Annotated in this window: 25 protein-coding genes; 13 read left to right on the top strand and 12 right to left on the bottom strand. The window is 73.6% G+C overall.

Annotated elements, in window-relative coordinates; genetic code table 11:
- Window positions 1-216: 216 nt before the first annotated feature.
- From AC0B61_RS17880 to ctaF, 3 genes are all read left to right on the top strand, one after another.
- On the top strand, window positions 217-858 hold the full coding sequence (locus tag AC0B61_RS17880; protein ID WP_471741624.1) for an L-threonylcarbamoyladenylate synthase: 642 nt from the start codon (window positions 217-219) through the stop codon (window positions 856-858).
- A 293-nt stretch (window positions 859-1,151) separates the two neighbouring features.
- Window positions 1,152-2,843 (top strand): aa3-type cytochrome oxidase subunit I, encoded by a 1,692-nt coding sequence (gene ctaD / locus AC0B61_RS17875; RefSeq protein ID WP_471741623.1) that lies wholly within the window; start codon window positions 1,152-1,154, stop codon window positions 2,841-2,843.
- Window positions 2,840-3,235, top strand: coding sequence for an aa3-type cytochrome oxidase subunit IV (gene ctaF, locus AC0B61_RS17870; RefSeq protein WP_471741622.1), 396 nt, complete (start codon window positions 2,840-2,842; stop codon window positions 3,233-3,235). Before ctaD ends, ctaF begins: the two co-directional genes overlap by 4 nt.
- Here ctaF and qcrB read toward each other — a convergent pair.
- From qcrB to AC0B61_RS17855, 3 genes are all read right to left on the bottom strand, one after another.
- Window positions 3,201-4,913 (bottom strand): cytochrome bc1 complex cytochrome b subunit, encoded by a 1,713-nt coding sequence (gene qcrB / locus AC0B61_RS17865; RefSeq protein ID WP_471741621.1) that lies wholly within the window; start codon window positions 4,911-4,913, stop codon window positions 3,201-3,203. The genes ctaF and qcrB overlap by 35 nt on opposite strands.
- Before the next feature lie 114 nt (window positions 4,914-5,027).
- Window positions 5,028-5,447, bottom strand: a complete 420-nt coding sequence (locus AC0B61_RS17860) for an SsgA family sporulation/cell division regulator (protein WP_471741620.1) — start codon at window positions 5,445-5,447, stop codon at window positions 5,028-5,030.
- 208 nt (window positions 5,448-5,655) lie between these two features.
- Window positions 5,656-6,159, bottom strand: coding sequence for an N-acetyltransferase (locus tag AC0B61_RS17855; protein ID WP_471741619.1), 504 nt, complete (start codon window positions 6,157-6,159; stop codon window positions 5,656-5,658).
- A 111-nt stretch (window positions 6,160-6,270) separates the two neighbouring features.
- Here AC0B61_RS17855 and AC0B61_RS17850 point away from each other — a divergent pair, with 111 nt between their 5' ends.
- Complete coding sequence (locus tag AC0B61_RS17850) at window positions 6,271-6,846, top strand: hypothetical protein (protein WP_471741618.1); 576 nt, start codon at window positions 6,271-6,273, stop codon at window positions 6,844-6,846.
- Window positions 6,847-6,895: 49 nt separating this feature from the next.
- On the opposite strand, the gene AC0B61_RS17845 is transcribed toward AC0B61_RS17850, so the two are convergent.
- On the bottom strand, window positions 6,896-7,765 hold the full coding sequence (locus AC0B61_RS17845) for a hypothetical protein (protein WP_471741617.1): 870 nt from the start codon (window positions 7,763-7,765) through the stop codon (window positions 6,896-6,898).
- A gap of 261 nt (window positions 7,766-8,026) precedes the next feature.
- Here AC0B61_RS17845 and AC0B61_RS17840 point away from each other — a divergent pair, with 261 nt between their 5' ends.
- Window positions 8,027-9,160 (top strand): FAD-dependent oxidoreductase, encoded by a 1,134-nt coding sequence (locus tag AC0B61_RS17840; protein ID WP_471741616.1) that lies wholly within the window; start codon window positions 8,027-8,029, stop codon window positions 9,158-9,160.
- 567 nt (window positions 9,161-9,727) lie between these two features.
- The gene (locus AC0B61_RS17835) at window positions 9,728-10,456 is read left to right on the top strand and encodes a hypothetical protein (RefSeq protein ID WP_471741615.1); all 729 of its coding nucleotides are present in this window, start codon (window positions 9,728-9,730) and stop codon (window positions 10,454-10,456) included.
- Window positions 10,457-10,502: 46 nt separating this feature from the next.
- Here AC0B61_RS17835 and AC0B61_RS17830 read toward each other — a convergent pair whose 3' ends face one another.
- Window positions 10,503-11,324, bottom strand: a complete 822-nt coding sequence (locus tag AC0B61_RS17830) for an ATP-grasp domain-containing protein (RefSeq protein ID WP_471741614.1) — start codon at window positions 11,322-11,324, stop codon at window positions 10,503-10,505.
- A gap of 226 nt (window positions 11,325-11,550) precedes the next feature.
- Here AC0B61_RS17830 and AC0B61_RS17825 point away from each other — a divergent pair, with 226 nt between their 5' ends.
- Window positions 11,551-12,042: a signal peptide protein gene (locus tag AC0B61_RS17825; RefSeq protein ID WP_471741613.1), complete on the top strand. Its 492-nt coding sequence runs from the start codon at window positions 11,551-11,553 to the stop codon at window positions 12,040-12,042.
- 187 nt (window positions 12,043-12,229) lie between these two features.
- On the opposite strand, the gene AC0B61_RS17820 is transcribed toward AC0B61_RS17825, so the two are convergent.
- The 4 genes from AC0B61_RS17820 to AC0B61_RS17805 all read right to left on the bottom strand — a co-directional run bounded on the left by AC0B61_RS17820 (window position 12,230) and on the right by AC0B61_RS17805 (window position 16,305).
- Window positions 12,230-13,252 carry a LacI family DNA-binding transcriptional regulator gene (locus tag AC0B61_RS17820; RefSeq protein ID WP_471741612.1) on the bottom strand — a complete coding sequence of 341 codons (1,023 nt, stop codon included), beginning with the start codon at window positions 13,250-13,252 and terminating at the stop codon, window positions 12,230-12,232.
- A gap of 133 nt (window positions 13,253-13,385) precedes the next feature.
- Window positions 13,386-14,213, bottom strand: a complete 828-nt coding sequence (locus AC0B61_RS17815) for an ATP-binding cassette domain-containing protein (protein ID WP_471741611.1) — start codon at window positions 14,211-14,213, stop codon at window positions 13,386-13,388.
- Entirely contained in the window at window positions 14,210-15,208 is a 999-nt protein-coding gene (locus AC0B61_RS17810; RefSeq protein ID WP_471741610.1) for an ABC transporter permease, read from the bottom strand. The genes AC0B61_RS17815 and AC0B61_RS17810 overlap by 4 nt, the downstream gene beginning before the upstream one ends.
- A gap of 74 nt (window positions 15,209-15,282) precedes the next feature.
- On the bottom strand, window positions 15,283-16,305 hold the full coding sequence (locus tag AC0B61_RS17805) for a substrate-binding domain-containing protein (protein ID WP_471741609.1): 1,023 nt from the start codon (window positions 16,303-16,305) through the stop codon (window positions 15,283-15,285).
- 248 nt (window positions 16,306-16,553) lie between these two features.
- Between AC0B61_RS17805 and AC0B61_RS17800 the strand changes: the two genes are divergently transcribed.
- The 3 genes from AC0B61_RS17800 to AC0B61_RS17790 all read left to right on the top strand — a co-directional run bounded on the left by AC0B61_RS17800 (window position 16,554) and on the right by AC0B61_RS17790 (window position 18,866).
- A complete protein-coding gene (locus AC0B61_RS17800; protein WP_471741608.1) occupies window positions 16,554-17,519 on the top strand; it encodes a carbohydrate kinase family protein in 966 nt (321 codons plus the stop codon).
- Window positions 17,520-17,715: 196 nt separating this feature from the next.
- Entirely contained in the window at window positions 17,716-18,189 is a 474-nt protein-coding gene (locus tag AC0B61_RS17795; protein ID WP_471741607.1) for a hemerythrin domain-containing protein, read from the top strand.
- Window positions 18,190-18,233: 44 nt separating this feature from the next.
- A complete protein-coding gene (locus tag AC0B61_RS17790) occupies window positions 18,234-18,866 on the top strand; it encodes a diguanylate cyclase (RefSeq protein WP_471741606.1) in 633 nt (210 codons plus the stop codon).
- 88 nt (window positions 18,867-18,954) lie between these two features.
- Here the strand turns inward: AC0B61_RS17790 and AC0B61_RS17785 are convergent, their stop codons facing one another.
- Together AC0B61_RS17785 and AC0B61_RS17780 are read right to left on the bottom strand one after the other, a co-directional pair.
- Window positions 18,955-19,188, bottom strand: coding sequence for a hypothetical protein (locus tag AC0B61_RS17785; protein WP_471741605.1), 234 nt, complete (start codon window positions 19,186-19,188; stop codon window positions 18,955-18,957).
- Window positions 19,189-19,248: 60 nt separating this feature from the next.
- The gene (locus AC0B61_RS17780) at window positions 19,249-20,508 is read right to left on the bottom strand and encodes an MFS transporter (protein ID WP_471741604.1); all 1,260 of its coding nucleotides are present in this window, start codon (window positions 20,506-20,508) and stop codon (window positions 19,249-19,251) included.
- 73 nt (window positions 20,509-20,581) lie between these two features.
- Between AC0B61_RS17780 and AC0B61_RS17775 the strand changes: the two genes are divergently transcribed.
- Entirely contained in the window at window positions 20,582-21,124 is a 543-nt protein-coding gene (locus AC0B61_RS17775; RefSeq protein ID WP_471741603.1) for a MarR family winged helix-turn-helix transcriptional regulator, read from the top strand.
- 239 nt (window positions 21,125-21,363) lie between these two features.
- Window positions 21,364-22,008: a hypothetical protein gene (locus AC0B61_RS17770; RefSeq protein WP_471741752.1), complete on the top strand. Its 645-nt coding sequence runs from the start codon at window positions 21,364-21,366 to the stop codon at window positions 22,006-22,008.
- A 59-nt stretch (window positions 22,009-22,067) separates the two neighbouring features.
- On the opposite strand, the gene AC0B61_RS17765 is transcribed toward AC0B61_RS17770, so the two are convergent.
- Window positions 22,068-22,862 carry an NAD-dependent epimerase/dehydratase family protein gene (locus AC0B61_RS17765; protein WP_471741750.1) on the bottom strand — a complete coding sequence of 265 codons (795 nt, stop codon included), beginning with the start codon at window positions 22,860-22,862 and terminating at the stop codon, window positions 22,068-22,070.
- A 331-nt stretch (window positions 22,863-23,193) separates the two neighbouring features.
- On the opposite strand from AC0B61_RS17765, the gene AC0B61_RS17760 reads away from it, so the two are divergent.
- The gene (locus AC0B61_RS17760) at window positions 23,194-24,156 is read left to right on the top strand and encodes an alpha/beta hydrolase family protein (RefSeq protein WP_471741602.1); all 963 of its coding nucleotides are present in this window, start codon (window positions 23,194-23,196) and stop codon (window positions 24,154-24,156) included.
- Window positions 24,157-24,159 lie beyond the last annotated feature (3 nt).

Raw genomic sequence — 24,159 nt, 5'->3', positions numbered from 1 at the left:
GGCAACCTACGTCTGCCCGACGCCGCCCGCCCCCGGGCGGAGGTCGGCCGGGTGGCCGCTGCTCCGGTCCACCGGCCGACGGCGGGGCCCGGCCCGGTGAGGGCCCGTCCGGGGAGCGGGGCCAGGCCCGGTAGTCTGAGCAGATCGTGCCCGGTCGGTGAGGTGGCCGGGCCGGATGAACGGTGCGGGCCGCTGGCCCGCTGGTGGAGATCCTTGATGACTCGTCGTTTTGACTGCTCGGACGCGTCCGAGCGCGCAGCGGGGCTGCGTGAGGCCGTGGCGGCGGTGCGCCGCGGTGAACTCGTCGTGCTTCCCACGGACACGGTGTACGGGGTGGGCGCGGACGCCTTCGCGCCGGAGGCGGTCGCCCGCCTGCTGGCGGCCAAGGGGCGGGGACGGAACATGCCCTCGCCGGTGCTGGTCGGCTCCCCGGCGGCCCTCGACGACCTGGTCGAGGTGACGGACCGGGCGCGCGACCTGGTCGCCGCGTTCTGGCCGGGCGGGCTGACCGTGGTCGCCCGCCACCTGGCGTCGGTCGAGCTGGACCTCGGCGAGACCGGCGGGACGGTCGCCGTCCGGATGCCCGCGCACCCGGTCGCCATCGAACTGCTGGCCGCCACCGGCCCGTTGGCGGTCTCCAGTGCCAACCTGACCGGGCAGGACTCCCCGCAGGACTGCGACGCCGCCCAGGGCATGCTGGGCGACTCGGTGGCCGTCTATCTGGACGGGGGCGCGACGGCGGCCGCCGTGCCGTCCTCGATCGTGGACATCACCGGCGAGGTGCCCGTCCTGCTGCGCTCGGGCGCGATCAGCGCCGAGCGCCTGCGCGAGGTCGTCCCCGACCTGCGGGAGCGCTGAGCCGCCCAGACCGGCGCTGCCCAATCCGGTGCCGCCCAGACCGGCGCTGCCCAATCCGGTGCCGCCCAGACCGGCGCTGCCCAATCCGGCGCTGCCCAATCCGGTGCCGCCCCGACCGGCGCTGCCCCGACCGGGGCGGCGCCGGTCGGAGGGCCCGCACCGCGTGGCACCCCGGCGGGCCGCAGACGCGCCGCTAGGGTCGGCGATGGCGCGCGGGGGTGGGCCCTCCGCCGAGCGGGCAGGGGGCGGGGCCGCCACCGAGGGGGCATCGTCGGCTCCGCTGCGGAGGTTCCATGAGCGCTACGTCCACCACGTCGCGTCGCACCCAGGCCCGCGTCCACCAGGGCAGCGCGCTGCTCCGCTGGCTGTTCACCACGGACCACAAGGTCATCGGGAACCTCTACCTGGCGACCGCGTTCGGCTTCTTCCTGGCCGGCGGCGTCATGGCGCTGCTGATGCGCGCTCAGCTGATGGGGCCCGACACCGGGATCCTGTCGAACGAGCGCTACAACCAGATGTTCACCATGCACGGCACGATCATGCTGCTGCTGTTCGCGACCCCGACCTTCGCCGGGTTCGCCAACGCGATCATGCCGCTGCAGATCGGGTCGCCCGACGTGGCCTTCCCCCGGCTGAACGCCTTCACCTACTGGGCCTTCCTGCTCGGCGGGCTGATGGTCCTGAGCGGCTTCCTCACCTCCCAGGGGGCGCCCGCCTTCGGCTGGTTCGCGTACGCGCCGCTCAACGGTCCGGTGTTCTCGCCGGGGGCGGGCGGGGACCTGTGGACCCTCGGCCTGGTCGTGGCCGGCCTCGGCACGATCCTGGGGTCGGTCAACTTCATCACCACCATCACCTGCCTGCGGGCACCGGGCATGACCCTCTTCCGGATGCCGATCTTCACCTGGAACGTGCTGTTCACCTCGGTCATGGTGCTGCTGGCCTTCCCGGTGCTGACGGCCGCGCTGCTCTGCCTGGAGGCGGACCGGAAGTTCGGCGCGCACGCCTTCGACGCGGCGAACGGCGGGGCCCTGCTGTGGCAGCACCTGTTCTGGTTCTTCGGCCACCCGGAGGTCTACATCGTCGCGCTGCCGTTCTTCGGCATCGTCAGCGAGATCATCCCGGTGTTCAGCCGCAAACCGCTGTTCGGCTACTACGGCATGATCGGCGCGACCATCACGATCACCGCCCTGTCCATGTCGGTGTGGGCGCACCACATGTTCGTCACCGGCCAGGTGCTGCTGCCGTTCTTCTCGATGATGTCGTTCCTCATCGCCGTGCCCACCGGGGTGAAGTTCTTCAACTGGATCGGGACGATGTGGAACGGGTCGCTGTCCTTCGAGACCCCGATGCTCTGGTCGATCGGCTTCCTGGTGACCTTCCTGTTCGGCGGGCTGAGCGGCGTGCTGCTGGCCGCGCCGCCGATCGACTTCCACGTGACCGACAGCTACTTCGTGGTGGCCCACCTCCACTACGTGCTGTTCGGGACGGTCGTGTTCGCCACCTTCGCGGGCTTCTACTTCTGGTGGCCGAAGCTCACCGGGAAGCTGCTCGACGAGCGGCTGGGCAAGGTGCACTTCTGGATCCTGTTCGTGGGGTTCCAGACCACCTTCCTGGTGATGCACTGGCTGGGCGCCCAGGGCATGCCGCGCCGCTACGCGACGTACCTGGCGGTGGACGACTTCACGGCCCTGAACGTGTGCGCCTCGGTCGGTGCGTTCCTGCTCGGCGTCTCCAACCTGCCGTTCTTCTACAACGTCTGGACCACCACCCGGTACGGGGCCCTGGTCGAGAAGGACGACCCGTGGGGCTGGGGCCGGTCGCTGGAGTGGGCCACCTCCAGTCCGCCGCCGCAGCACAACTTCCACGCCCTGCCCAGGATCCGCTCCGAGTCGCCGGCGTTCGACCTGCACCATCCGGAAGTGCCGGCCGAGGCCCCGTCGAGCGGCTCCTCCGGCCGTACCGGCGAGCGGGGGAGCGGGCGATGAAGGCGGAGGGTTGGCTGTTCACCGTCATGGCGGTGTTCTTCGCGGTGACCGGGCTGGTCTACGGGCTGTGGGCGCAGGAGCCGGCCGGGAAGGCGATCCTGACGGTGGCGTTCCTGATGTCGGGGCTGGTCGCGCTGTTCTGGTTCGTCCAGCACCAGCGGCGGGGCGGCGGGCGGGCGCAGGACCGCAAGGACGCGGAGATCGCCGAGGGCGTGGGCCCGGTGGGGTTCTTCCCGGCCCGCAGCGGCTACCCGGTGCTGACGGCGGTCGGCCTGACGGTCTTCGCCCTCGGCCTGGTCTTCGCCCGGTGGCTGATCGTCACGGGCGCCCTGGTGCTCGCGTTCGCCGTGGGCGGCTTCATCTTCCAGTACCGCGACCACGGCGACGGATGAGACCGCGCAGCGCCCGGCCGAGCCGGCGGACCGGGCCGGTCTTCGTGGGCCCGGTCCGCCGGTCCGTCGCGGGGTGTGCGGGGCTGGTCAGGACGCCCGCGAGGTACTCCGACTCCGTTTCGGTGGAGGGGAGTTCGACCCCGTCGCGGTGGAACCAGGAGCTCGCCGCGGCACGTGCGCGCTCGCGGCGCGGCGCCCCGTCCGGAGCCGTGAGCGGTTCGGGCGTGGTCCGCGCCAGCAGGACGAACCGCTCGTCCTCGGGCACGGGCCGGCGGTGGCCGGTGAAGCCGCCGTCGTGGCCCTGGTCGATCCGCCCGGTCTCGTCGCCCTTCAGCAGCCGGTCGCGGTCCCTCGCCTGCAGCGCCAGGCAGAGCCGCCGGGTGAGCAGGAACGACAGGGGCGGCAGCACGATCAGCGCCGCCCGCAGCACGACGGTGAGCGCGTCGACGGAGACGCCGAAGACGTACGCGATCACGTCGTTGCCGCCGGCGACCAGCAGCACCGTGTAGGCGGTGATCCCGGCGACGCCCAGCCCGGTACGGGTCGGCTTGTTGCGCGGCCGGTCGCACAGGTGCTGCTCGCCGGTTTCCGGGTCGAGCCACCGTTCGACGAAGGGGTAGGCGTACAGCGCGGCGAACAGCAGGCCGGGCAGCACCACGGCGGGGAGGAGGACGTTCCACGACACCGTGTGCCCGAACAGGTCGGTCTCCGCGGCGGGCATCAGCCGCAGGGCGCCCTCGATGAAGCCGATGTACCAGTCCGGCTGTGCCCCGGCAGCCGCCACGTCGGGCCGGTAGGAGGAGTAGCGCCAGATCGGGTTGATCTCCGCGAGGAAGGCCGACAGCGCCATGATGCCGGCCACCGTGAACGTCAGCCCCACGGTCCGGGTGAGGAACTGCGGGAAGAAGGGCATCCCGACGACGTTCCGGTTGGTGCGGCCGGGGGCGGCCCACTGGGTGTGCTTCAGCACCACCACGAGCGTCAGGTGGGCCCCGACCAGGGCCAGCAGCAGGCCGGGCACGAGGAGGATGTGCAGGGTGAACAGCCGGGGGATGATCTCGTGGCCGGGGAACTCGCCGCCGAAGGCGAAGAAGGTCAGGTAGGTGCCGACCAGCGGCACCGAGAGCAGCACGCCCTCGGCGATCCGCAGGCCGGTGCCCGACAGGGTGTCGTCGGGGAGCGAGTAGCCGGAGAACCCTTCGAGCAGCGCGAGGCTGAACATCGTCACCCCGATGACCCAGTTGAGCTCGCGGGGGCGGCGGAAGGCTCCGGTGAAGAACACCCGCAGCAGGTGTACGGAGATCGCCGCGGCGAACAACAGGGCTGACCAGTGGTGAATCTGGCGGATGATCAGTCCACCGCGCACCTCGAAGCTGATGCGCAGCGTCGAGGCGTACGCCTCGGACACGCGCACGCCGCGCAGCGGCAGGTAGGTGCCGCCGTAGACGACCTCGCGCATGCTCGGGTCGAAGAAGAACGTCAGGTACACGCCGGTCAGCAGCAGGGTGACGAAGGCGTACAGGGCCAGCTCGCCCAGCAGGAACGACCAGTGGTCCGGGAACACCTTGCGCAGCAGCTCCCGAGCCGCCTCGGTGACCGGCAGCCGCCCGTCCAGGCTGGTCACGACGCGTTCGCCGACGGGCGGCTCGCGCCCTTCCGAAGCTCTGGTTACCTCCACGCAGGCAACCTAGTGGGAGTCGCCGCGCCCGGCGCGGCCGAGCCGTGCGGTTCCCGTGGCGTACGACGGCAGAACACTCCAACGGCGGAACGGGTGGGGGCCGCCTGCGGGCGGTCAGCCGTCCGAGAGCAGCCGGGCGAGGGCGGCTTCGACGTCGAGGTGATCGGACTCCGAGCCGGCGGGCACCAGCGTGAAGGAGTCCGACAGGAAGGCCGCGACATCGGCCGCCGGGGCGCTGAGGACGGCCTCGCCGGTCGGCCCCCGCAGGGTGATGAGCACCGCGCCGTCCGGGCCGGGGCTCACCCGGACGTCTCCGCTGCCGGCGGGGGCGCTCCGGCCCTCGTCGAGCAGCTCGCGGCTGAAGTACCAGCAGACCTGGGCGTCGACGGTCAGGCAGTCGCACGGCGTCAGCGGAAACGCCAGGCACGCCGCGTACGGCAGGTCCGGGTCGAACCGCAGCTCCGCGACGACCGGGACGTCGGGCAGCGGGCTGTCGGGGAAGGTGACGGGCATCGGGTGGACGGGCATCTGCATCGGGTGACCCTCCTGAGGTCGTGGCGCGCCGGCCCCGGGCGGGCCGACGCCCCTGTCCGGCGCCTACCCGGTGCCCTCCCGGGCAGTCCGGTGGCGCAGAACCTCCACAATTCCCTTGCGCGCTCGGGTGGTTCACCCGGCGGGGCGGTCAGGACCCGCAGTCAGGCGGGGCCGGTTCAAGGGCGGGGGCGGCCGCGCGCCGACGGGCTCAGGCGCGGGCCGCCGCCGGGCGGGCCGTCCACTCCTGCCAGGAGACGTCGTGGCCGATGAGGCAGGGCTGCCGGAAGGGCCACGCCTCGGCGATCCACGCGGGGACGAGCGCGTCCAGGGCCTGCTCAAGCCCGGGGCCGACCCGGTCGTCCACCACCCACCAGGAGATCTCGGCGTCCGAACCGGCCTTCTGCGGCGGGTCGATGTAGACGCACCCCAGCAGCGCCGTCTCCGCCTCGTCGAACAGCGCGTAGTTGAACGTCTCGTGGGCGGCGATCTCCCGCTCGTGCCGGACCAGGTCGTCGAGGTCCTGCTGGTAGGTCATGGTGGCGACGGGCCACCCCCAGGCCTCGCCGTAGATCGCCCAGAGCCGGTCCCGGGAGCCCATCACCGCCGGGTAGTCGAGCTCGGTGTCGGCCCCGGAGATCGGGCGCAGGTGGTAGCCGCCACCGGGCAGCGGGACGTGGACGGGGTGGACGAAATCAGCAGGCAACCAAGTCATGGACCGGAGGCTAGCCGAGAAGGGCTCCGGCCTGCCGGGGATTGAATCCGGGGCCGGGGCCGCCCGGGGCCGGAGATGACGCCGGCCCCGCCGGCGGGGCATCATCACGGGATGACGATGATCAGGACCAGGTGGGGGCGCCTCGGGATACCGGCGGTGGCGGCCCTGGCCGTGCTGGCGGCGGGATGCGGCACGAAGCGGGCGGACGAGGCCGGCGGCGCGGGTGCGCCGTCGGCCCGCGTGACGGCGCCGGGTGCGCCGACGGACTTCCCGTGCCCCGGCGAGACCCCGACCAGGACGCCGACCCCGACCGCGAACGCCGGGGGCCCGTCCGGCCAGCCCCTCGACCACTACGCCGAGAACCACGGCTTCAAGGAGCCCCTCCCGCTGTACGGCCAACGGCGCTGCGACGGCCTGGACGCCGTCAAACGGATCAAGGGCGCCCTCGAACCCCTCCGCAGCCGGGGCGACTTCACCCCGGAGAGCACCCGCGGCCTGCTCACCGGCCTCGGCTACCCGGCCGGCAAGGTGAAGGCCGCCGAGAACGGCCCGACCGGTGTCAGCTTCCTGGTCGACGCCTCCCCGCTGTGCCTGGAAGGCCGGATGAGCAGCGCCGGCACCACCGTGGAGGCCTTCGCTGGCTACCCGGACGGCACCGGTTGCGAAGAGCCCCGCGGCGGCCACTGACGGCGGACGCCCGGGCCGCCGACCGGCCCGGGCGGCGCAAGGGCTGTGCTCAACGGCATTGCTGCGCCTGGCCGTTGTCGCTCGCGGTCTTGTCGAGTGACAGCGGCTGCGCGGCGTGCGCCTCCACCTCCGCCGGTTCGGTGCCGCTCTGCTCGATGCGGTCCAGCAACCGGGCGACGGCGTCGGTGCGTTCGCGCAGCGTCGCGACCCGGGCGGCCAGGTCCGGCTCGGCGGCCGGTTCGGCGGGCAGGACCGGAATGCCGCGTTTGCGGGCGGTCGCGATCAGGCTCTCCCCGGCCTGGGCGGTGACCACGAGCGTCGCGGCGGCGAACGCGCCCGCGTCCAGGGTCCGCGGCCGGCCGAGCAGACCGCGGTGGACGATCCTCGCCGGGACGGTCAGTTCGTCCAGGCGCTGGTCGACCGAGCCGCGTTCGAGCGCCGCGAGCACGACGGTGGCCAGCGCCTCACCGGCCCTGGTGACGACCCACTTGCGGCCGGGCACCGGCGGCAGGAACTCGCGGACCCGGTCCACCTCCTGCTCCAGGGCGGTGGTCGTCAGCACCTCGAAGGCGTTGCGGGTGCGGATCTCGACGACCTTGTCCCACGCGACCTCCTCGCCGTCGAAGCCGACCTCCGTCGGCCCGAGGTGGACGGCGCCGAGGCCGTCGAGGAGCCCGAGCAGCTTGTGCACCACGGCCGGGGTGCGCGGGTGACGGCCGATCAGGGTGCCCACCGACAGCTTCCACGGCTCGGTGGCGGGAACGGGCGGCGGCGCGACGGAGCCGAGCGCCGTCAGCGCCCACCGCCCGCCCGCCGCGGCCCGTCCGCCCCGCAGCACGGCCTGCCGCCCGGCCTCGCCCAGCCCGGCCGCGGCCCCGATCAGCCGCCCCAGACCACCCGCCCGCTCGCCCCCGCGCAACCGCCCGCTCCTCTCGTCACATCCTGGAACTCCCCAGGTCCGCCATGGTACGGGCAGCTCCTGCCCGCCTTCGCCGGTCGGATCCCGCTTCCGCGGGACCGCTGGGCGCGAGGGGTGACAGGTGTCATACAGTTCCGGACACAAAGATCACTGACGTCGGGTCGGGTCCGTACGACAGGCTCGACGCATCGGTCGCATCGCATGCATCGCAGGCACCGGATGCACCGGGTGATCAGACACGAAGGACTGGGGGGACGGGACATGAAGGTCTTGGTGGCCGGGGCGGGACTCGGCGGGCTCTGCCTCGCGCACGGACTGCTGCAGGCGGGGGTGGACGTGCGCGTCCACGAGCGGGAGGACGGCCCGCACAGCCGTTACCAGGGCTTCCGGATCGCCCTGAACGCGCACGGCCTCGCCGCGCTGCACGCCTGCCTGCCGGAGCGGCTGCACGCCCTGCTGGCCGCCGTCTCCGGGCCGATGGCCGGTGAGCGGCGGGCCGTGGACGAGCAGCTCCGGGAGATCCGCAGCCTGGGCACGGCGGACGAGGGCACCGCCGCCGACCGGTACGTGCTGCGCCAGCTGCTGCTGGCCGGGCTCGCCGACCGCGTCGAGTTCGGCAAGCCCGTCGTCGGCTACACCGAGCGGGCGGACGGCACGGTCGAGGCGCACTTCGGCGACGGCAGCAGCGCGGTCGGCGACCTGCTGGTGGGCGCGGACGGCGTGGGCTCGGCGGTGCGCCGCCAGCTGCTGCCCGAGGCCGAGGTGGTCACCCTCCCCGGCAACGCCGTCCTCGGCCGCACCCCGCTCACCGAGCGGTTCGCCGCACTCGTGCCGGGCTTCGGCACCGTCGTGCACGGCCCCGGCGCCAGCCTGCTGCTCGGCCGGATGGAGTTCCGCCGGCCGCCGCGGCTCGCGGCGGCCGAGCTGGCGCCCGACGTCCCCCTGCCCGACACCGACAGCTACCTGCGCTGGGTGGTGATGCCGTCCGACTCGCTGCCCGCCGGGCCGAGGCCGTGGGAGGCCGTCCGCGCCGACCTGCTCACCCTGCTCGACGGCTGGCACCCGGACCTCGTCGACCTGGTCCGCGCGGCCGATGTCGTCAACAGCTCGCCCCTGACCGTCCGTTACGCCGAGCCCGTGCCGCACTGGGGCGGCACCCGCCGGGTCACCCTGCTCGGCGACGCCATCCACACGATGCCGCCGAGCGGCGGCCAGGGCGCCAACACGGCCCTGCGCGACGCCGCGCTGCTCGCCCGCTCGCTCACCGCCGTCCAGCGGGGCGAGGCCGAACTCCCGGCCGCCGTCGAGGACTACGAGCAGCGGATGCTGGCGTACGGCTTCGCCGCCGTCGCCGAAAGCCTGGAGCGCCTCCCGGAGTTCACACCCGCGCGCTGAGTCCTGCGCGTCGGCTCGCACGCTGACCGCCGGTCGGGGGGACAGGCGGTGCGGCTTGCCGCCCCGGGAGGCTGCTCCCGGGGCGGCTGCGGCCCTCAGCGGCGTCCGAACAGTCGGCCGAGCCAGCCGCCACCCGTCAGCTCCCGCTGGGCGCACGAGCACCGGTCGGACTTGCGCACCGCCGCCAGGACCTGTTCCACGTGCATCCCGCATCCGGCGTAGGTCGGCTTTCCGCAGCTTCGGCAGTCGACTCGTCGGCACATGCCGCTCTCCTTCTCTCGGTCCTTCTGGGGCGAAATGTCTGCGGGGACATGTCTGGGGGAATTGTCCGGGCACTATACCCCCCGGGGTAATGAGGAGACCCGGCCGCTCCCGCCGGATCCGGATACGCTGGGCGAGAGGACCCGGGCCCGTCGGGCGTCCGGGAGGGCGGACCGGCGCGGCATGGTGCGGAGGTGCGTGGTGCCGGAGGAGAGCAGGCCACGGCGGCGCGGCGGCCGGTGTCCCGGCGCGCGCCCACCGCTCGCCGCACCGCCCGCGCACGGCGGCTGACGGGACACCGCGACCGTGCGCACCGCCGAGGCCGAGGTCGAAGTGGTCGTCACCGTGCCCAACCACGGCATCGGCCTGTGGATGGTCGGCGCGTTCGTGCTCACCTTCGTGGGCACCCGCGTGATCACCCGGCTGATCCGGGCTGGCCGCGGCCCCTTCCGCGACGTCGCGGTCGGCGGCACCCACGTGCACCACCAGGTGTACGGCATCCTCGCGATGCTGGTCGCCGGCGCGATGGAGTTCGCCTACCGCCCCGACCCGCCAGGGGCGCAGATCCTGGCCGCCCTGTTCGGTGCCGGCGCCGCGCTCACCGTCGACGAGTACGCGCTGTGGCTGCACCTGGAGGACGTCTACTGGGCGCGCGAGGGTCGCAAGTCCGTCGACGCGGCCTTCCTGGCGATGGCGGTCGGCCTGCTGCTGGTCGCCGGGGTCAACCCCTTCTCCGGCGCCGGGCAGGGCACGGCCGCCCACCTGGCCTTCGCCGTGGTCCTGCTGGTCGACCTGGTGTTCTCCGTCGGGGCGATCCTCAAGGGCAAGACCGCACTCGGGGTGATCGGGCTGCTGGTGCCGCTGGTCGCCCTGATCGCCTGCCTGCGCCTGGCCAGACCCGACTCGCCGTGGGCCCGCTGGCGCTACCGGCCGGGCTCGCGCCGGGCGGAGCGCGCGCTGCGCCGCTACCCGCCCGGCCGGCGGACCCGGATGGACGCCCTGAAGGACTTCGTCGGGGGCGTGCCCCGGCCGTGAGGTCCCCGGGCGGGGCGGCCTCGGGCGGGTAGCGGCGGGCGGGTGGTCAGTCCAGGAAGCGGTGCAGCGATTCCGCCATGGCCCGGACGAAGCGCTCCCGGGCCTCCTCGGGGACCAGGTCGAGGGACAGGTACGGGTTGAGGTCCTCCAGCTCGACCAGGAGCAGCCGCCCGTCCGGCGCCCGGCAGGCGTCCACCCGCTGGATCCCGTGGTCGAGGGTGTTCCAGTCGACGAAGCGCCGGGCGAATGCGAGGTCGGCCGCGCTCGGCTGGTACGGCTCCAGCACCCAGCGCCGGGCCGGGTCGGGGGCGTGGAGGGCGTACTGGAAGGCGTCGTCCACGAAGTAGAACGAGACCTCGTACCGGAAGTCGATCCGCGGCTGGACCAGCACCTCGCCCCATTCGAGACCGTGCAGTTCGTCGGGGGTGAGGAAGCGCAGGCCTATGCTGTCGGCGCCCTCCTTCGGCTTGACCGCGTAGCGGTCGGCGGCGGGCAGCCGGGCGAGGTCCTGCGGGCGGTCGACGGTGGGGATGACCGGGTACCCGGCCTCGGTCAGTTCCAGCAGGTACTGCTTGCCGGCCATGTCCCCCCGTCCGGTCAGCGGGTTGTAGACCCGCACGCCGTCGGCCAGGGCCCGGGCGCGGAAGCGGCCGTACTCCTCCGGGTAGTGCAGCACCGGCCCGCTGTTGCGCACCACGACCGCGTCGAAGCGCCCCATCAGGGCCCGGGCGTCGAGCGGGTGGCACAGGGCCAGGTCGAACCACTCCCGCAGCCGCGAGGTGAGGAGGACGTCCTCGTCGCCGTACCGGCGTCCGCGGGCCGGGTAGGCCAGGTCGGTCACGTACAGCAGGCTGGGCCGGGCGGGCACGGGCGCTCCTTCGGGTGGTGGTGGAGGTACGAACCTATCGGCACCGCCGGTGGCCGGGCGGGGCGGGTGCCCGCAGCCGGGAGCCGCGGACCGGCGCGGCGCGGGCGAAACGGTGCCGGCGAACCGGTGCGGATGCGCGTTGCGCCATCGGAGTGCAGGGTGGACGGGTACCGTCCGGCCGCCGGTGGAGTCCCGGGGGAGCCGGGAACGATCGAAGGAGGCCGCCATGCCGACCAGGAAGATCCTCGGCCGGGCCCTGGCCCTGACCGCCCTCGCCGCCCTGCCGGCCGCCGCGCTCACGCTGCCGTCGCCGGCGGCCGCCACCGTGGCCTCCGCCCCGCAGACGGCGGCCGTCGCCGCGCCGGTCTCCTTCGTCGACCTGCCGAGCAGACCGCTGCCGTCCGACCACGCGACCCACCGGATCACCGTCACCTACCGCAACGACACCGGGGCGGACCAGACCGTCGCGCCGCAGATCCTCGTGGAGTCACCGGACGGCGGGCCCTTCCTCGCGCCGGCCGACGTCAAGCTCGAGGTCCTGACCGCGGGCCACTGGAGGACCGTGCCGCTGGCCGACCAGACCGGCACGCTGTACACCGGCCTCACCTCGGCGAAGCTGGTCCTCCACAGCCACCACACCCTCACCCGGCAGTACCGGCTCACCGTGGTGACGGCCTCCCCGGGGACGGTCCAGCCCCGGGTGGCCCTGTACGCCTGAGACCCGCCTGACACCGCCAGCCCCGGACCCGTCGTCACACCCGGGGGAGCGGGGTGAGGACGAAGGTGAAGTCGGCGGCGCCGAGTTCGAGGCGGTGCTGGGGCAGGATGCCGGGGCCGCAGGAGGCGCTGCCGGCCGGGTGGACGCATCCTGCGTGCGGGCCCGTCCGGCCCGGCGGCGGCCCGCGCTATCGGCGGGGTGGGCGCAGTTCGCCCGAGCCGCGGGCGATGAGGCGGGTGTCCACCACGGTGGTGCGGGCGCGGCCGCGGTCGCCGTCGAGGCGGGCGAGGGCGGTGCGGGCGGCGGCGGCGCCGAGTTCGGCCGGGTCCTGGGCGACGACGGTGAGGGCGGGCTCCAGGATGTCGGCCAGCGGGATGTCGTCGAAGGCGACCAGCGCGACCTCGCGCCGCTTGGCGTGGGCGAGGGCGGAGACCGTCCCCATGGCGGCGAAGTTGTTGGCGGCGAACAGTGCCGTGGGCGGTTCGGGGAGGGCGAGCAGCCGGTCGGTGGCGGTGGCCGCATCCGGCTGGCCGTGTGCGCCGGCGACCAGCGCGCGGTCGTACGGGAGGCCGGCGGCGGCCAGCGCGTCCTTGTAGCCGGCCAGGCGTTCGCGGCGGGTGTACAGGGTGGTCGGCAGGTCGCCGATGAAGCCGATCCGCTGGTGGCCGTGGGCGATGAGGTGGGCGACGCCGGTCCGGGCGCCGTCGCGGTTGGAGGAGACCACGCAGTCGGCGGCGAGGCCGGCGCCGGGGCGGTCCAGGAAGACGACCGGCAGTCCGGCGGAGCGGGCGGCCTTGAGGTGGGCGTGGTCCGAGCCGTCGGCCGGGACGACCATGAGCGCGCTGACCCGGCGGGCCAGGAAGGTGGCGATCAGGTCGCGTTCGCGGGCCGGGGCGTCGCCGGAGGAGCCGAGCAGCAGGGTGAGGCCGCGTTCGCGGACGGCGGACTCGATGCCGCCGGCGACCGTACCGAAGAAGGGGTTGCCCATGTCGGGAACGACCAGGCCGATGGTGGTGTCGGGGCCGCCGGTGCGGATGTTGCGGGCCATCAGGTTGGGCTGGAAGCCGATCCGGGCGACGGCGGCGAGGACCTTCTCCCGGGTCGCGGCGGAGGTCGGTCCGTCGTTGTTGAGCACGCGGGAGACGGTCTTGGCGCTCACGCCGACTTCCTGGGCTACGTCGTGCAGCGTCGGACGACGGGTCGCGGCCATGGGTCACCGTTTCTGCCGGGTGGCGTTTCTGTCGGGGCTGGTTCTGCCGGGGCTTCTGTCGCGGGTGTGTCTGTCGCGGGTGTTCCCGCCGGGTGGCGGCCCGGCCCCGGCCCGGGCCGCCGCCCCGCACTGTTCAGTTGGTGCGGACCCCGGCGGCCCGGGCGGCGTCGGCGTCCGCGACGACAGTACCGCTGCCGTCCTCGGCGACGGTGAGCGCACCGGTCATGATGGCGACCACCTCGGACATCGAGTGGTCGCCGGGCCGGATCAGCGCGGCCCGCCGTCCGAGCCGGTGGACGTGGATCCGGTCGGCGATCTCGAAGACGTGCGGCATGTTGTGGCTGATCAGCACGACCGGCAGGCCGCGGTCGCGCACCCGCCGGATCAGGTCGAGCACCTGCCCCGACTCCTTGACCCCGAGCGCCGCGGTCGGCTCGTCCATCACCACCACGCTGCGGGCCCAGGCCACCGCGCGGGCCACCGCGACCGCCTGCCGCTGGCCGCCGGAGAGCGTCTCCACCGGCTGGGTGAGCGAGCGCAGACCGATCTTCAGATCGGCCATGTGGGCGGCCGCCTCCTCGCGCATCCGCGTCCGGTCCAGGCTGCGGAACACCGTGCCGAGGACGCCGGGGCGGCGCAGTTCGCGCCCGAGGAACATGTTGGCGGCGATGTCCATGGACGGAGCGACGGCGAGGTCCTGGTAGACGGTCTCGAGGCCGGCCGCCCGGGCGTCCTGCGGGCCGGAGAACCGGACCGGCTCCCCGTTCAGCCGGATCTCGCCCTCATCCGGGGTGATCGCGCCGGTGAGCGCCTTGATCAGACTGGACTTGCCCGCGCCGTTGTCGCCGATGACGGCCAGCACCTCGCCGGGCATGAGGTCGAAGTCGGCGCCGTCGATCGCGGTGACGTGGCCGTAGCGCTTGACCAGGCCGCGGGCCTGGAGGACGGGGGTCGTGGTCATCGGTTGGCTCGCTTCCGGGAGATCTGGTCGACGGTCACGGCGAGGATCACCAGCACGCCGGTGATCAGGGTCTGGTAGATCGAGGCGACGCCCATCAGCTGCAGCCCGTTGCGGAAGACGCCCACGATCAGCGCGCCGATCAGCGAGCCGAGCACGCTGCCGCGGCCGCCGAACAGGCTGGTGCCGCCGATCACCACGGCGGTGATGGAGTCCAGGTTGTCGGTCTGCCCGGCCTGCGGGTCGCCGACTCCGGTGCGGGAGACCAGCAGCAGGGCGCCGACGCCGTAGACGAGGCCGGCCAGGGCGTAGAGGCCGATGGTGAGGCGGCCGGTGCGGATGCCGTTGAGGCGGGCGGCGTCCCGGCCGTTGCCGAGGGCGTAGACGTGCCGGCCCCAGGCGGTGCGGGAGAGGAGGTAGGCGAAGAGCGCGAACAGCGCCAGCGCGAGCACCGAGCCGTACGTCACGTCGGTGTCGCCGAGCGGGAAGGTGCCGCCGAGGAAGGTCAGCGGGCCGGGCAGGTCGGTGACGGTCTGCTCGTTCGAGTAGACGTGGGTGAGCGCGAAGGCGACGTTCAGCATGCCGAGGGTGACGATGAACGGCGGCAGCGGGATCAGCTGCACCAGCAGGCCGTTGGCCAGGCCGAACACCGCGCAGACCGCCAGGCCGAGGGCGATCGCGACCAGCGGCGGCACGGTGCCCTCGGCGGCCAGCTTGGCCATGGTGATCGAGCCGAAGGCCATCACCGCGCCGCAGGAGAGGTCGATGCCGGCGGTGAGGATGATCAGCGTCTGCCCGATCGCCAGCGCCCCGACCACCATCACCTGCTGGATGATCAGCGAGAAGTTGCCGCCGGAGAGGAAGTTGTCGGTGGTCAGGGTGAAGAAGGCGCAGGCCAGTACCAGCGCGGCCAGCGGTCCGGCGGTGGGCGCGGCGAGCAGTCGGCGGGCGAGCGGTGGTGGCTTAAGTTCCGCGTACGGTGCGGTGGTTGTGGTCATCGGGCGATCCTCGTGGGGAGCGGGAGCAAGGGCTGGGGTGGCGCGAAGGCCAGGGCTGCTCGCAGGAGGGCCGGTCAGCCCCAGCAGTTCTCCAGGCCGTAGGCGGTGTCCTTGGCGTCCACGCCGGCCTGGGGATGGTCGGTGATCAGGGTGACGCCGGTGTCGGTGTAGCCGGTGGGCTTGGCGCCGCCCTTGGCGTAGTCGGTCACCGCCTTGACGCCCGCGGTGGCCATGACCAGCGGGTACTGCTGCGAGGTGGCGGCGATCCTGCCGTCCTTGACGGCCTGGGTGCCGGTGCAGCCACCGTCGACCGAGACGATGAGGACGTCCTTCTCCCGGCCCTTGGCCTTGAGCGCGGTGTACGCGCCGAGGGCGGCGGGCTCGTTGATGGTGTAGACGACGTTGAGGTCGGGCGCCTTCTGCAGGCAGTTCTCCATCGCGGTCTGGGCCTTGGCCTGGTCGCCGCCGGTGTCCTGGGAGCAGGCCAGGGCGGGGTCGCCGGCGGCGATGCCGAAGCCCTGGAGGAAGCCGTCGTGGCGCAGCCGGCCGACGGCGACGCCGGGGGCGAGGTCCAGGGTGGCGATCTTCGGAGTCCGGCCCGCCATGGCGGCCTTGGCGTACTGGCCGATGAGCACGCCCGCCTGCCTGTTGTCGGTGGCGAACAGGGCGTCGGTGCCGTCCTGCGGGTCGGTCGGACTGTCCAGGGCGATCACCAGCACGCCCTTGTCCCGGGCCTTCCTGATCGCGGGCAGGATCGCCTTGGAGTCGCTGGGGGTGATCAGGACGCCCTTGACGCCGGTGGCGACCATGTTCTCCAGGGCGGCGATCTGGCCGGCGTTGTCGCCGTCGAACTTGCCTGCGGCGGTGACCAGGGTGGCGCCGTTCTCCTTGGCGGACTTCTCGGCGCCCTGCTTCATCTTGACGAAGAACGGGTTGGTGTCGGTCTTGGTGATCAGGCCGACCTTCACGGCGCCGCCCGCGGAGCCGGCGCCGGACGAGCCGGATGCGCCCTTGGAGCCGGAGCCGCAGGCGGTGAGGGCGAGTGCCGCGACGGTGGCGCAGGCGGCGACGCGGGCGAGGGCGGTGGTACGGGGCATGGGTGGGCTCCCTGAGCGGTGTGCGGAGGTCCGGGGCGGTGTCAGGTCGGGCGGGGCGAGATCGACTGTCAACGTTGACTGTCAACGTTGACATTGCCTTGCCGAGGATGATGAAGTCGGCCCGGCGCGGCGGGCAAGCCCCCACGGCGTAACAACTGGGTAACGCGAGCGAAACCCCGGGCTGCGGCCCGGGGTTGACGGCCGTGCCGCGCCACAGCCCTTCACCGACCCGCGAGAGGCGGTCCTTCGTGTCCCAGCGATTTGTCGCGGTCCTCGGCGAGTGCGTCGCCGACACCTTCGTCGACCCGGCCGGCACCCGCCCGGGAGAGCTCGCCCTGCGTGTGCTGCCCGGCGGCGGACCGGCCAACACCGCCGTCGCCCTGGGCCGGCTCGGCACGCCCACCCGCTTCCTCGGCCGGATCTCCGTCGACGCCTTCGGCGGGCTGTTCCGGGCCCACCTGCGCGGCGCCGGGGTCGACCTGGACGCGGTGGTGGCGGCCCCCGAGCCCAGCACGCTCGCCATCGCCACCGTGGACGGCCTCGGCCAGGCGCGCTACGCGTTCCACGCCGACCGCGCCGCCGACTGGCAGTGGAGCGAGGGCGAGCTCTCCGCCCTGCCGCTCGCCGACGCGAGCTGCCTGCACACCGGCTCCCTCGCGCTGGTCCGCGAGCCCGGGGGAGCCCTGGTCGAGCAACTCGTCGAGCGGGCCCGGGCCGGCCTCACCGTGTCGATCGATCCCAACGTCCGCCCACAGCTGGTCGATCCGGCCGTCTACCGGGCCCGGCTGGGCCGGTGGTGCGAGCTGGCGGACATCCTGCGGCTCAGCTCGGACGACCTGGAGCTGCTGGCCCCCGGCGTGCCGCCCGAGCGGGCCTGCGACGACTGGCACGCGGCCGGTGCCCGGCTGGTGGTGATCACCCTCGGCGGCGCGGGGGCACTGGTCTCCCTGGACGGCGAGCGGGTCCGGGTGCCGGCACCCGAGGTCGCGGTGGTGGACACCGTCGGTGCGGGCGACTCGTTCACCGCCGGGCTGCTGCACCGCCTCGCGCACCTCGACCGGCTCGGCGGGCGGCTCGCCGCGCTGAGCCTCGCCGAAGCCGCCGCGGCCTGCCGCTTCGCCGCCGAGGTCGCGGCCCTGACCTGCTCGGTACCCGGCCCCAATCCGCCGTGGGCGGAACAGCTCGGCATCTCTCTTCCGCACCAGGCGACTTGACGTCCGGTCGGCGCCCGCCGCTCACCCCGCACCGCTGCTGTCAACGATGACCGGGCGCGCACCCTGAGGGCAGGTGGCATCCCGGCCCGACGGTTGGGGCATGCGGGTGATCCGGTCGGCGCGCCCGTATGCGGTCCGGCTCCACGGGTACCTGTGCGACCGACCACGGGCCTGTTCGATGACCGAAGGACTGCGTATGGACGCGATCGTACTGCTGAGGGACGACCACAAGACGGTGGAGAAGCTCTTCAAGGCCTTCGAGAAGGCGGGCGACGACGCGTTCGCCGAGAAGCGCCGGATCGCCGACCAGGTGATCGAGGAGCTCACCGTGCACGCGGTCATCGAGGAGGAGATCTTCTACCCTGCCGCGCGCGAGGCCGCACCCGAGACCAAGGACCACGTGCTGGAGAGCATCGAGGAGCACCACGTGGTGGTGTGGATGCTCTCCGAACTGGCGGACCTGGACCCGCAGGACGAACGGTTCGACGCCAAGATGACCGTGCTGATGGAGAACGTGCGCCACCACGTCGAGGAGGAGGAGAAGGACTGGTTCCCCGAGGTCCGCAAGGCCCTGGGCCGCAACCGCCTGCTGGAACTCGGCGACCGCCTGGAGGAGGCGAAGAAGACCGCGACCCGGTCCCCCCTCAAGGTGCCCAGCGCCGCCGAGTGACCAGCCCGGCACACCGCCGGGGCCCGAGAAGGAAGGACGAACCCATGCCCAGACGCACACGCCCGTGGCGACGGTGGCGCGCCGCACCGGAGTTGACCACCGGCCCGGCCGACGACGTCGAGAACGCCAGCCGCCGCTTCCTCCTCTACGGGGTGCTGCCCCTGTGGTTCGCACCGGCCGTCGGCGACTGGGTGATGCACCGCCGCTCCCGCATCGAGGACACCAGCGGACTGCGGGAGTCGCTCGTGCACGCGCTGATGATGGCCGAAGCCGGCACACCGGTCGTCCTCGGCCTGGTCGCCGAGGTCAACCCCCTGGTCCTCGCCACGATGGGCGCCGCCGCCGTCGCCCACGGCGCCACCGCCCTGTGGGACGTCACGATCGCCACCGGCCAACGGGACGTCACCCCGGTGGAACAGCACATCCACAGCTTCCTGGAGGTGCTCCCGCTCACCGCCGTCGCCTTCGCCGCCTGCCTGCACTGGGACCAGGTCCGCTCCCTGACCCGCGGCGGCGACACCCACCGCGCCTGGCGCCTCAACCCCAAACCCCGTCCCCTGCCCGCCCCCTACCTCGCCGGCTTCGCCGCCGCGACCGCAGCCTTCGTCGCCCTGCCCTACGCCGAGGAGCTCCTGCGCTGCGCCCGCGCGGCCCGTCGCCGCGCGGCCGCGGGCTGAGCGCAGGAAGGCCATCCGTCCGTCCCGCCCTCTCGCCCGGCTGGGGACAGGACAAGGCGCCGACCACCCGATGGTGGCCGGCGCCTCGTCAGGTCCCCGCGACGGCGACGGCGGCGGCGAGCGTCAGGCTCCCCGCGCAGCCGGGCGGGGGTGGTCGGGGGCCGGGTGGGCGCACTACGGCTCCTGAGGCGGGGTGGGTACCGGCCGCCGTGGTGCTGCGGCCGAAGGTGCTGCGGGCGATCGGGCCCGGTGCGGTCGGCAGCGCGGTCGGCAGCGCAGTGAACAGCGAGGTGGGCAGCGGGGCGAGCAGCGGGGTGGGCATGAGGCTCCTTGGTCGCGCGGGGCGGGGATCGTCGGGCTCGGGGTGCGGGGCCCGTGGGGTTCAGGCCGCGGGGGCGAGGGCGGCTTGCTGCGGTTCGGGTCGAACGGCCAGGGCCGGCAGGCGGCGCTCCAGGCGCAGCAGGAGGCCCGCGCCGGCCAGGACGGTGGCGGCCAGCACCAGCCAGGGCAGCCGGCTGTCGAGGGCCAGCAGACCGGTGAGCAGCGAGGGGGCGAGGGCTGCCGACAGGGACCAGGAGAGCTGGTAGGCGGCCATGTACCGGCCGCGGACGGCGGGCGGGGCGGTGGCGGTGACCAGGGCCGAGGCGGCGGGGTTGTGGATGATCTCGCCGAGGGTGATCACGACCACGACGGCCAGCAGCCCGGCGGTGGTGAAGCGTCCGGCGGCGGGCACCAGCAGGGCCTGGGCGAGGAATCCGGCGGCGAACAGCGCGGCGCCGGTGGCGGCGGCCCGGTTGCGGGTGGTGAACCGGCGGACGGCGATCCCGGCGGGGACGCCGAGGGCGGCGCAGAGCACGGTGTTGACGGCGAAGGCGACGCCGGGCAGCGAGGCGGAGGCGTGCAGGACGCTCGTGACGTACACCGGGAGCAGCACCGCGAGCGCGGCGTAGCCGAGGGAGATCAGCAGGTTGGCGGTGGCCAGGCCGAGGAACGGCCGGTCGGCCAGGACCGCGCGGTAGCCGACCTGTCCGGTGTCGGGCCGGGCGGGGCCGTCGGCGGCTTCGGGGCGGGCGTCCGGGACGCGGCTGACCAGGGCGGCGGCGGCCAGGAAGCTGGCGGCGTTGAGCAGGGCGGCGACGGTGTAGCCGCCGTCGCCGGCCACTCCGACCAGCAGGGCGGCGAGCATACTGCCGGCGCCGAGGCCGGCGTTGGAGAGGCTGCGGCCGAGGGCGTTGATGCGCTCCAGAGCGGTGCCGGCGGCGAGTTCGCCGATCCTGGCCTGCTGGACGGCCGGGTAGCCGCGGGTCGCCACGGCGGTGACCAGGGTGACGGCGACGAAGGCGGGCAGCGACGAGGCGAAGGGGTAGACGGCGAATCCGGCGGCCCGGACGAGGTGGAGGGCGATCTGCATGCGGCGGGCGCCGAACCGGTCCACGGCGGTGCCGACCAGCGGCAGCGAGACCATCGCAAGCAGGCCGGTGGTGGTGAGCACCAGGCCGATGACGGCCAGCGGCAGGCCGGTGACGTGGCGGAAGAAGACGAGGCTGAAGGGCACGTACATGCCGTTGCCGAGGGCGTCGATGGCCAGGGCCGCCATCAGGCCGCGTTCGCCGGGGAAGCTCGGAGTCCGTTGTGAGAGCATGTCAGTATCTTAACGTTAAGCTACTTAGAGTCAAGCTTCTTTTCGGTAAGCAATTTCGTGACACACTGGACCCATGACGAGCAGCACCGACTCCGCCCCGCAGCCGCCCGCCACCGCCGACCCGGTGGACGCGATCACTGCCCAGTGGCGCCGGGAGCGGCCCGACCTGGCGGACAGCCTCCACGCCATGGAGGCCTTCGGCCGGATCTACCGGCTCTCCCGCGGCATGGGTGAGCGCGTGGAGCGGGCGCACACCCCGTTCGGCATCGGGCGCGGCGAGTTCGACGTGCTGGCCACCCTGCGCCGTGCCGGTGAGCCGTTCTCGCTCTCGCCGCGTGAGCTGACCGCCACCCTGATGCTGACCAGCGGCGGCATGACCGGCCGCCTGGACAAGCTGGAGCGGGCCGGCCTGGTCACCCGGTCCCCCGATCCGAACGACCGCCGCGGGCTCCGGATCAGCCTCACCCCCGAGGGCCGGTCCACCGTCGACGCGGCGGTGGCCGCCGGACTCGCCGTCCAACGCCCGGTCGTGGACGCCCTCGGCCCCGAACGGGCCGCCCAGCTCAACGACCTGCTGCGTGACCTGCTGGCCGCACTGGCCGAGCCGGGTGAGTGAGGCTCAGGTGAGTGGGGCTCGGGCACTCGACGGGGGCCGGTCCAGGTCGGCCTGGCCGTGCCGGTTCCGTCGCCGCTCGCGGTGAAGCCGTTCGCGGTGAAGCCGTTCGGTGAAACCGTTCAGCGAAACCGTTCGACGGCTCCGGCCGGGGCGGGGCATGATCCGCACTCGTGACGACGACGAAGAAGCAGTCCCTGGTCCGCGCGGCCGCCCGCAACAACGCCCAGTGGTGCGCCGTGATGAGCCGGTCACACGGCTTGAGCAGCACGTTCGGGCGCCAGACGTGGTCGGCTCCGGCCCGGACGCCGCTGTACCACCCCGACGCGGTGACGCTGGTGCCGTGGGCCGACGCGGCCGACCTGCTGACCGGGATCGACACCGGGGTGCCCGGTGCCTCCGTCAAGGACAGCTTCGCCGACCTCGACCTCACGCGGGCAGGCTTTCGCGTGCTGTTCGACGCGCAGTGGATCCACCGCCCGGCGAGCGCTCCGGCCGCCGCGCCGGATCTCGCCTGGGAGGTGGTCGACCGCCCGGAGACGCTGCGCGCCTGGGCGCTCGCCTGGGACGGCGGGGAGGGCGACGCGGACCTGTTCCGGCCCGAGTTGCTCGACGATCCGGCGACCTGCGTGCTCGCCGGCCGGCGCGGTGACGGCCGCGTGGTGTGCGGCGCGGTGGCGAGCCGCAGCGACGACGTGGTCGGGATCTCCAACCTCTTCGCCCTGGATGGCGGCGGTGACGCGGCCTGGCCGGGGGTGCTGGACGCGGTGCACCGGCTGTTCCCGGCTCTGCCCGTGGTCGGCTACGAGCACGGCGAGGACCTGGACGCGGCCGTCCGCCACGGGTTCGAGGCGATCGGTCCGCTGCGGATCTGGCAGCACGGCTGACGGCCGGGCGGTGGGTCCGGCGGGGCGGCGGGTGTCGCCCGGTCGGCGACCGCCGGCCGTCAGTGCCCGGTCTGTGTGAAGTCGCCACCGAGGTAGCGGAACTCCGGGTGGTCAGCGGGGAGTTCACCGAGCTTCGCGATCAGCTCGGCGGCAAAGTCCTCGGCGTCGTCCAGCGGCCGGTAGCCGAGCGCCCGCGCTGACGCGAGGTCCCACCAGGCCCGGGTGTTGGCGGAGATGCCGTAGACCACGGTGTGGCCGGCCACCGGCCCGGTGAGCGCGGCGTGCACCAGCCGGGCGCAGTCGCCCGGGCTGAGCCAGGTGGCGAGCATACGGACGCTGCGGGGCTCGTCGGCGAAGGAGCCGATCCGCAGCGAGACCGTCTCGATGCCGTGCCGGTCGGCGTACAGCGAGGCGAGGTCCTCGCCGAAGCACTTGGAGAGCCCGTAGTAGGTGTCGGGTCGCAGCGGGGTGTCCACCGGCACGGCGCTGCCGTCGGCGGGCCGCTCGGTGAAACCCACCGCGTGGTTGCTGCTGGCGTAGGCGATCCGCCGCACACCCGCCGCCCGGGCGGCGTCGTAGAGGCGGTAGGTGCCGTCGATGTTGGCGGCCAGGATGTCGGCGAACGGAGCCTCCCCGGGGATTCCCGCCAGGTGGACCACGGCGTCGACGCCGTCCAGGGCTGCCGCCAGCGCGTCGGCATCCCGCAGGTCGGCGGTGATGGCGTCGGGTTCGCCGGGCACCGGGAGCCGGTCGAAGCAGCGCAGTCGGTAGCCGTAGTCGGGCAGGAGTTCCCGCAGGCAGGTGCCGATGCGGCCGGCGGCGCCGGTGAGCAGGACCTGGCGGGGCTGGTTCACCATCTGTTGCGTCTCCACGCTTCCTCGTTTTCTCGATCCCTCGCGGGCCCGCCGAACGGACGGGGCGGATCCGGCGACGTGTGGCGGTATCTGACGGTACGTCGGGGGCCGGCTGATTTCTCGGCGTCCGCCCTTCCCTGCCCGTCGGGATCCGGTCCGGCCGGTCAGTCCTGTCGCTCTCACGCGTGATTGACGAAACGGAACCGTGTTCCGTATCGTATCTGGAACAACGTTCCGCTTTGGCCTCGGTCGGAGCGGGACCTCCCATCCGCCTCACCCGCCGCCCACCGGACGAGACCGGCAGCGAGCCGCGGGAAGCGAAAGGCACCTCATGACTGCATCGACGCACGCAGCAGCCGACACCGTCAGCGGGCCCGTTCCCGTCCTCTCGGTCAGCCCGGTGGTCCTGCCGGCCCCCGGCCGCGCCGTGGACCTGCACCTGCGGGTCTCCGCCCCGGTGACCGGCGGCGACCTGCCGGTCATCCTCCTCTCGCACGGCCAAGGGCCGTCGAACCACCTCTCCTCCCTGAACGGCTACGCCCCGCTCGCCCACTACTGGGCAGCCCACGGCTTCGTCGTCATCCAGCCCACCCACCTGAGTTCGCGCACGCTGCGCCTGGATCCGGCCACCCCCGGGGCGCCGCTGTACTGGCGGTCGCGGGCCGAGGACATGACGCGCGTCCTCGACCGCCTCGACGCGATCGAGACCGCCGTCCCCCAGCTCCGCGGACGCCTGGACCGGAGCAGGGTCGCCGTGGTCGGGCACTCGATGGGCGGCCACACGGCGAGCCTGCTGCTGGGCGCCCGCCTCACCGACCCCCAGGACGGCACGGAGGTGGACCTGGCCGAGCCCCGGATCAAGGCGGGCGTGCTGCTCGCCGCACCGGGCGCGGGAGGCGATGCCCTCACCGGCTCCACCGCCGAGAACTACCCGTTCTTCCTGACCACGGACTTCTCCCGGATGACGACGCCCGCGCTAGTGGTCGCCGGCGACCGCGACTCCTCCGCCCACCTGACGGTGCGCGGCCCGGCCTGGCACACCGACCCGTACGTCCTCTCGCCGGGCCCCAAGACCCTGCTCACGCTGTTCGGCGCGGAGCACGGCCTGGGCGGGATCTCCGGATACGACGTCGCCGAGACCACCGACGAGAACCCCGAGCGGGTCGCCGCCGTCCAGCGGCTCACCTGGGCTTACCTGCGCAGCGAGCTCTACCCCGGCGACCCCGCCTGGAGTGCGGCACGTGAGCTGCTCGCGGCCGGACCCGACCCGCTCGGGCGGACCGAGTCCAAGTAGCCG

Source organism: Kitasatospora sp. NPDC023385, from assembly GCF_055664045.1.
The sequence above is the reverse complement of the archived record's forward strand: the minus strand, read 5'-3'. Positions and strand labels throughout refer to the sequence as shown.

What these genes read in the sequence shown, in the direction of transcription:
- AC0B61_RS17880 (WP_471741624.1), top strand. Translation starts at nt 217, where the DNA reads ATGACTCGTCGTTTTGACTGCTCGGACGCGTCCGAGCGCGCAGCGGGG.
- ctaD (WP_471741623.1), top strand. Translation starts at nt 1,152, where the DNA reads ATGAGCGCTACGTCCACCACGTCGCGTCGCACCCAGGCCCGCGTCCAC.
- ctaF (WP_471741622.1), top strand. Translation starts at nt 2,840, where the DNA reads ATGAAGGCGGAGGGTTGGCTGTTCACCGTCATGGCGGTGTTCTTCGCG.
- AC0B61_RS17860 (WP_471741620.1), bottom strand. Translation starts at nt 5,447, where the DNA reads ATGCAGATGCCCGTCCACCCGATGCCCGTCACCTTCCCCGACAGCCCG.
- AC0B61_RS17855 (WP_471741619.1), bottom strand. Translation starts at nt 6,159, where the DNA reads ATGACTTGGTTGCCTGCTGATTTCGTCCACCCCGTCCACGTCCCGCTG.
- AC0B61_RS17850 (WP_471741618.1), top strand. Translation starts at nt 6,271, where the DNA reads ATGACGATGATCAGGACCAGGTGGGGGCGCCTCGGGATACCGGCGGTG.
- AC0B61_RS17840 (WP_471741616.1), top strand. Translation starts at nt 8,027, where the DNA reads ATGAAGGTCTTGGTGGCCGGGGCGGGACTCGGCGGGCTCTGCCTCGCG.
- AC0B61_RS17825 (WP_471741613.1), top strand. Translation starts at nt 11,551, where the DNA reads ATGCCGACCAGGAAGATCCTCGGCCGGGCCCTGGCCCTGACCGCCCTC.
- AC0B61_RS17820 (WP_471741612.1), bottom strand. Translation starts at nt 13,252, where the DNA reads ATGGCCGCGACCCGTCGTCCGACGCTGCACGACGTAGCCCAGGAAGTC.
- AC0B61_RS17815 (WP_471741611.1), bottom strand. Translation starts at nt 14,213, where the DNA reads ATGACCACGACCCCCGTCCTCCAGGCCCGCGGCCTGGTCAAGCGCTAC.
- AC0B61_RS17810 (WP_471741610.1), bottom strand. Translation starts at nt 15,208, where the DNA reads ATGACCACAACCACCGCACCGTACGCGGAACTTAAGCCACCACCGCTC.
- AC0B61_RS17805 (WP_471741609.1), bottom strand. Translation starts at nt 16,305, where the DNA reads ATGCCCCGTACCACCGCCCTCGCCCGCGTCGCCGCCTGCGCCACCGTC.
- AC0B61_RS17795 (WP_471741607.1), top strand. Translation starts at nt 17,716, where the DNA reads ATGGACGCGATCGTACTGCTGAGGGACGACCACAAGACGGTGGAGAAG.
- AC0B61_RS17790 (WP_471741606.1), top strand. Translation starts at nt 18,234, where the DNA reads ATGCCCAGACGCACACGCCCGTGGCGACGGTGGCGCGCCGCACCGGAG.
- AC0B61_RS17785 (WP_471741605.1), bottom strand. Translation starts at nt 19,188, where the DNA reads ATGCCCACCCCGCTGCTCGCCCCGCTGCCCACCTCGCTGTTCACTGCG.
- AC0B61_RS17780 (WP_471741604.1), bottom strand. Translation starts at nt 20,508, where the DNA reads ATGCTCTCACAACGGACTCCGAGCTTCCCCGGCGAACGCGGCCTGATG.
- AC0B61_RS17775 (WP_471741603.1), top strand. Translation starts at nt 20,582, where the DNA reads ATGACGAGCAGCACCGACTCCGCCCCGCAGCCGCCCGCCACCGCCGAC.
- AC0B61_RS17770 (WP_471741752.1), top strand. Translation starts at nt 21,364, where the DNA reads ATGAGCCGGTCACACGGCTTGAGCAGCACGTTCGGGCGCCAGACGTGG.
- AC0B61_RS17760 (WP_471741602.1), top strand. Translation starts at nt 23,194, where the DNA reads ATGACTGCATCGACGCACGCAGCAGCCGACACCGTCAGCGGGCCCGTT.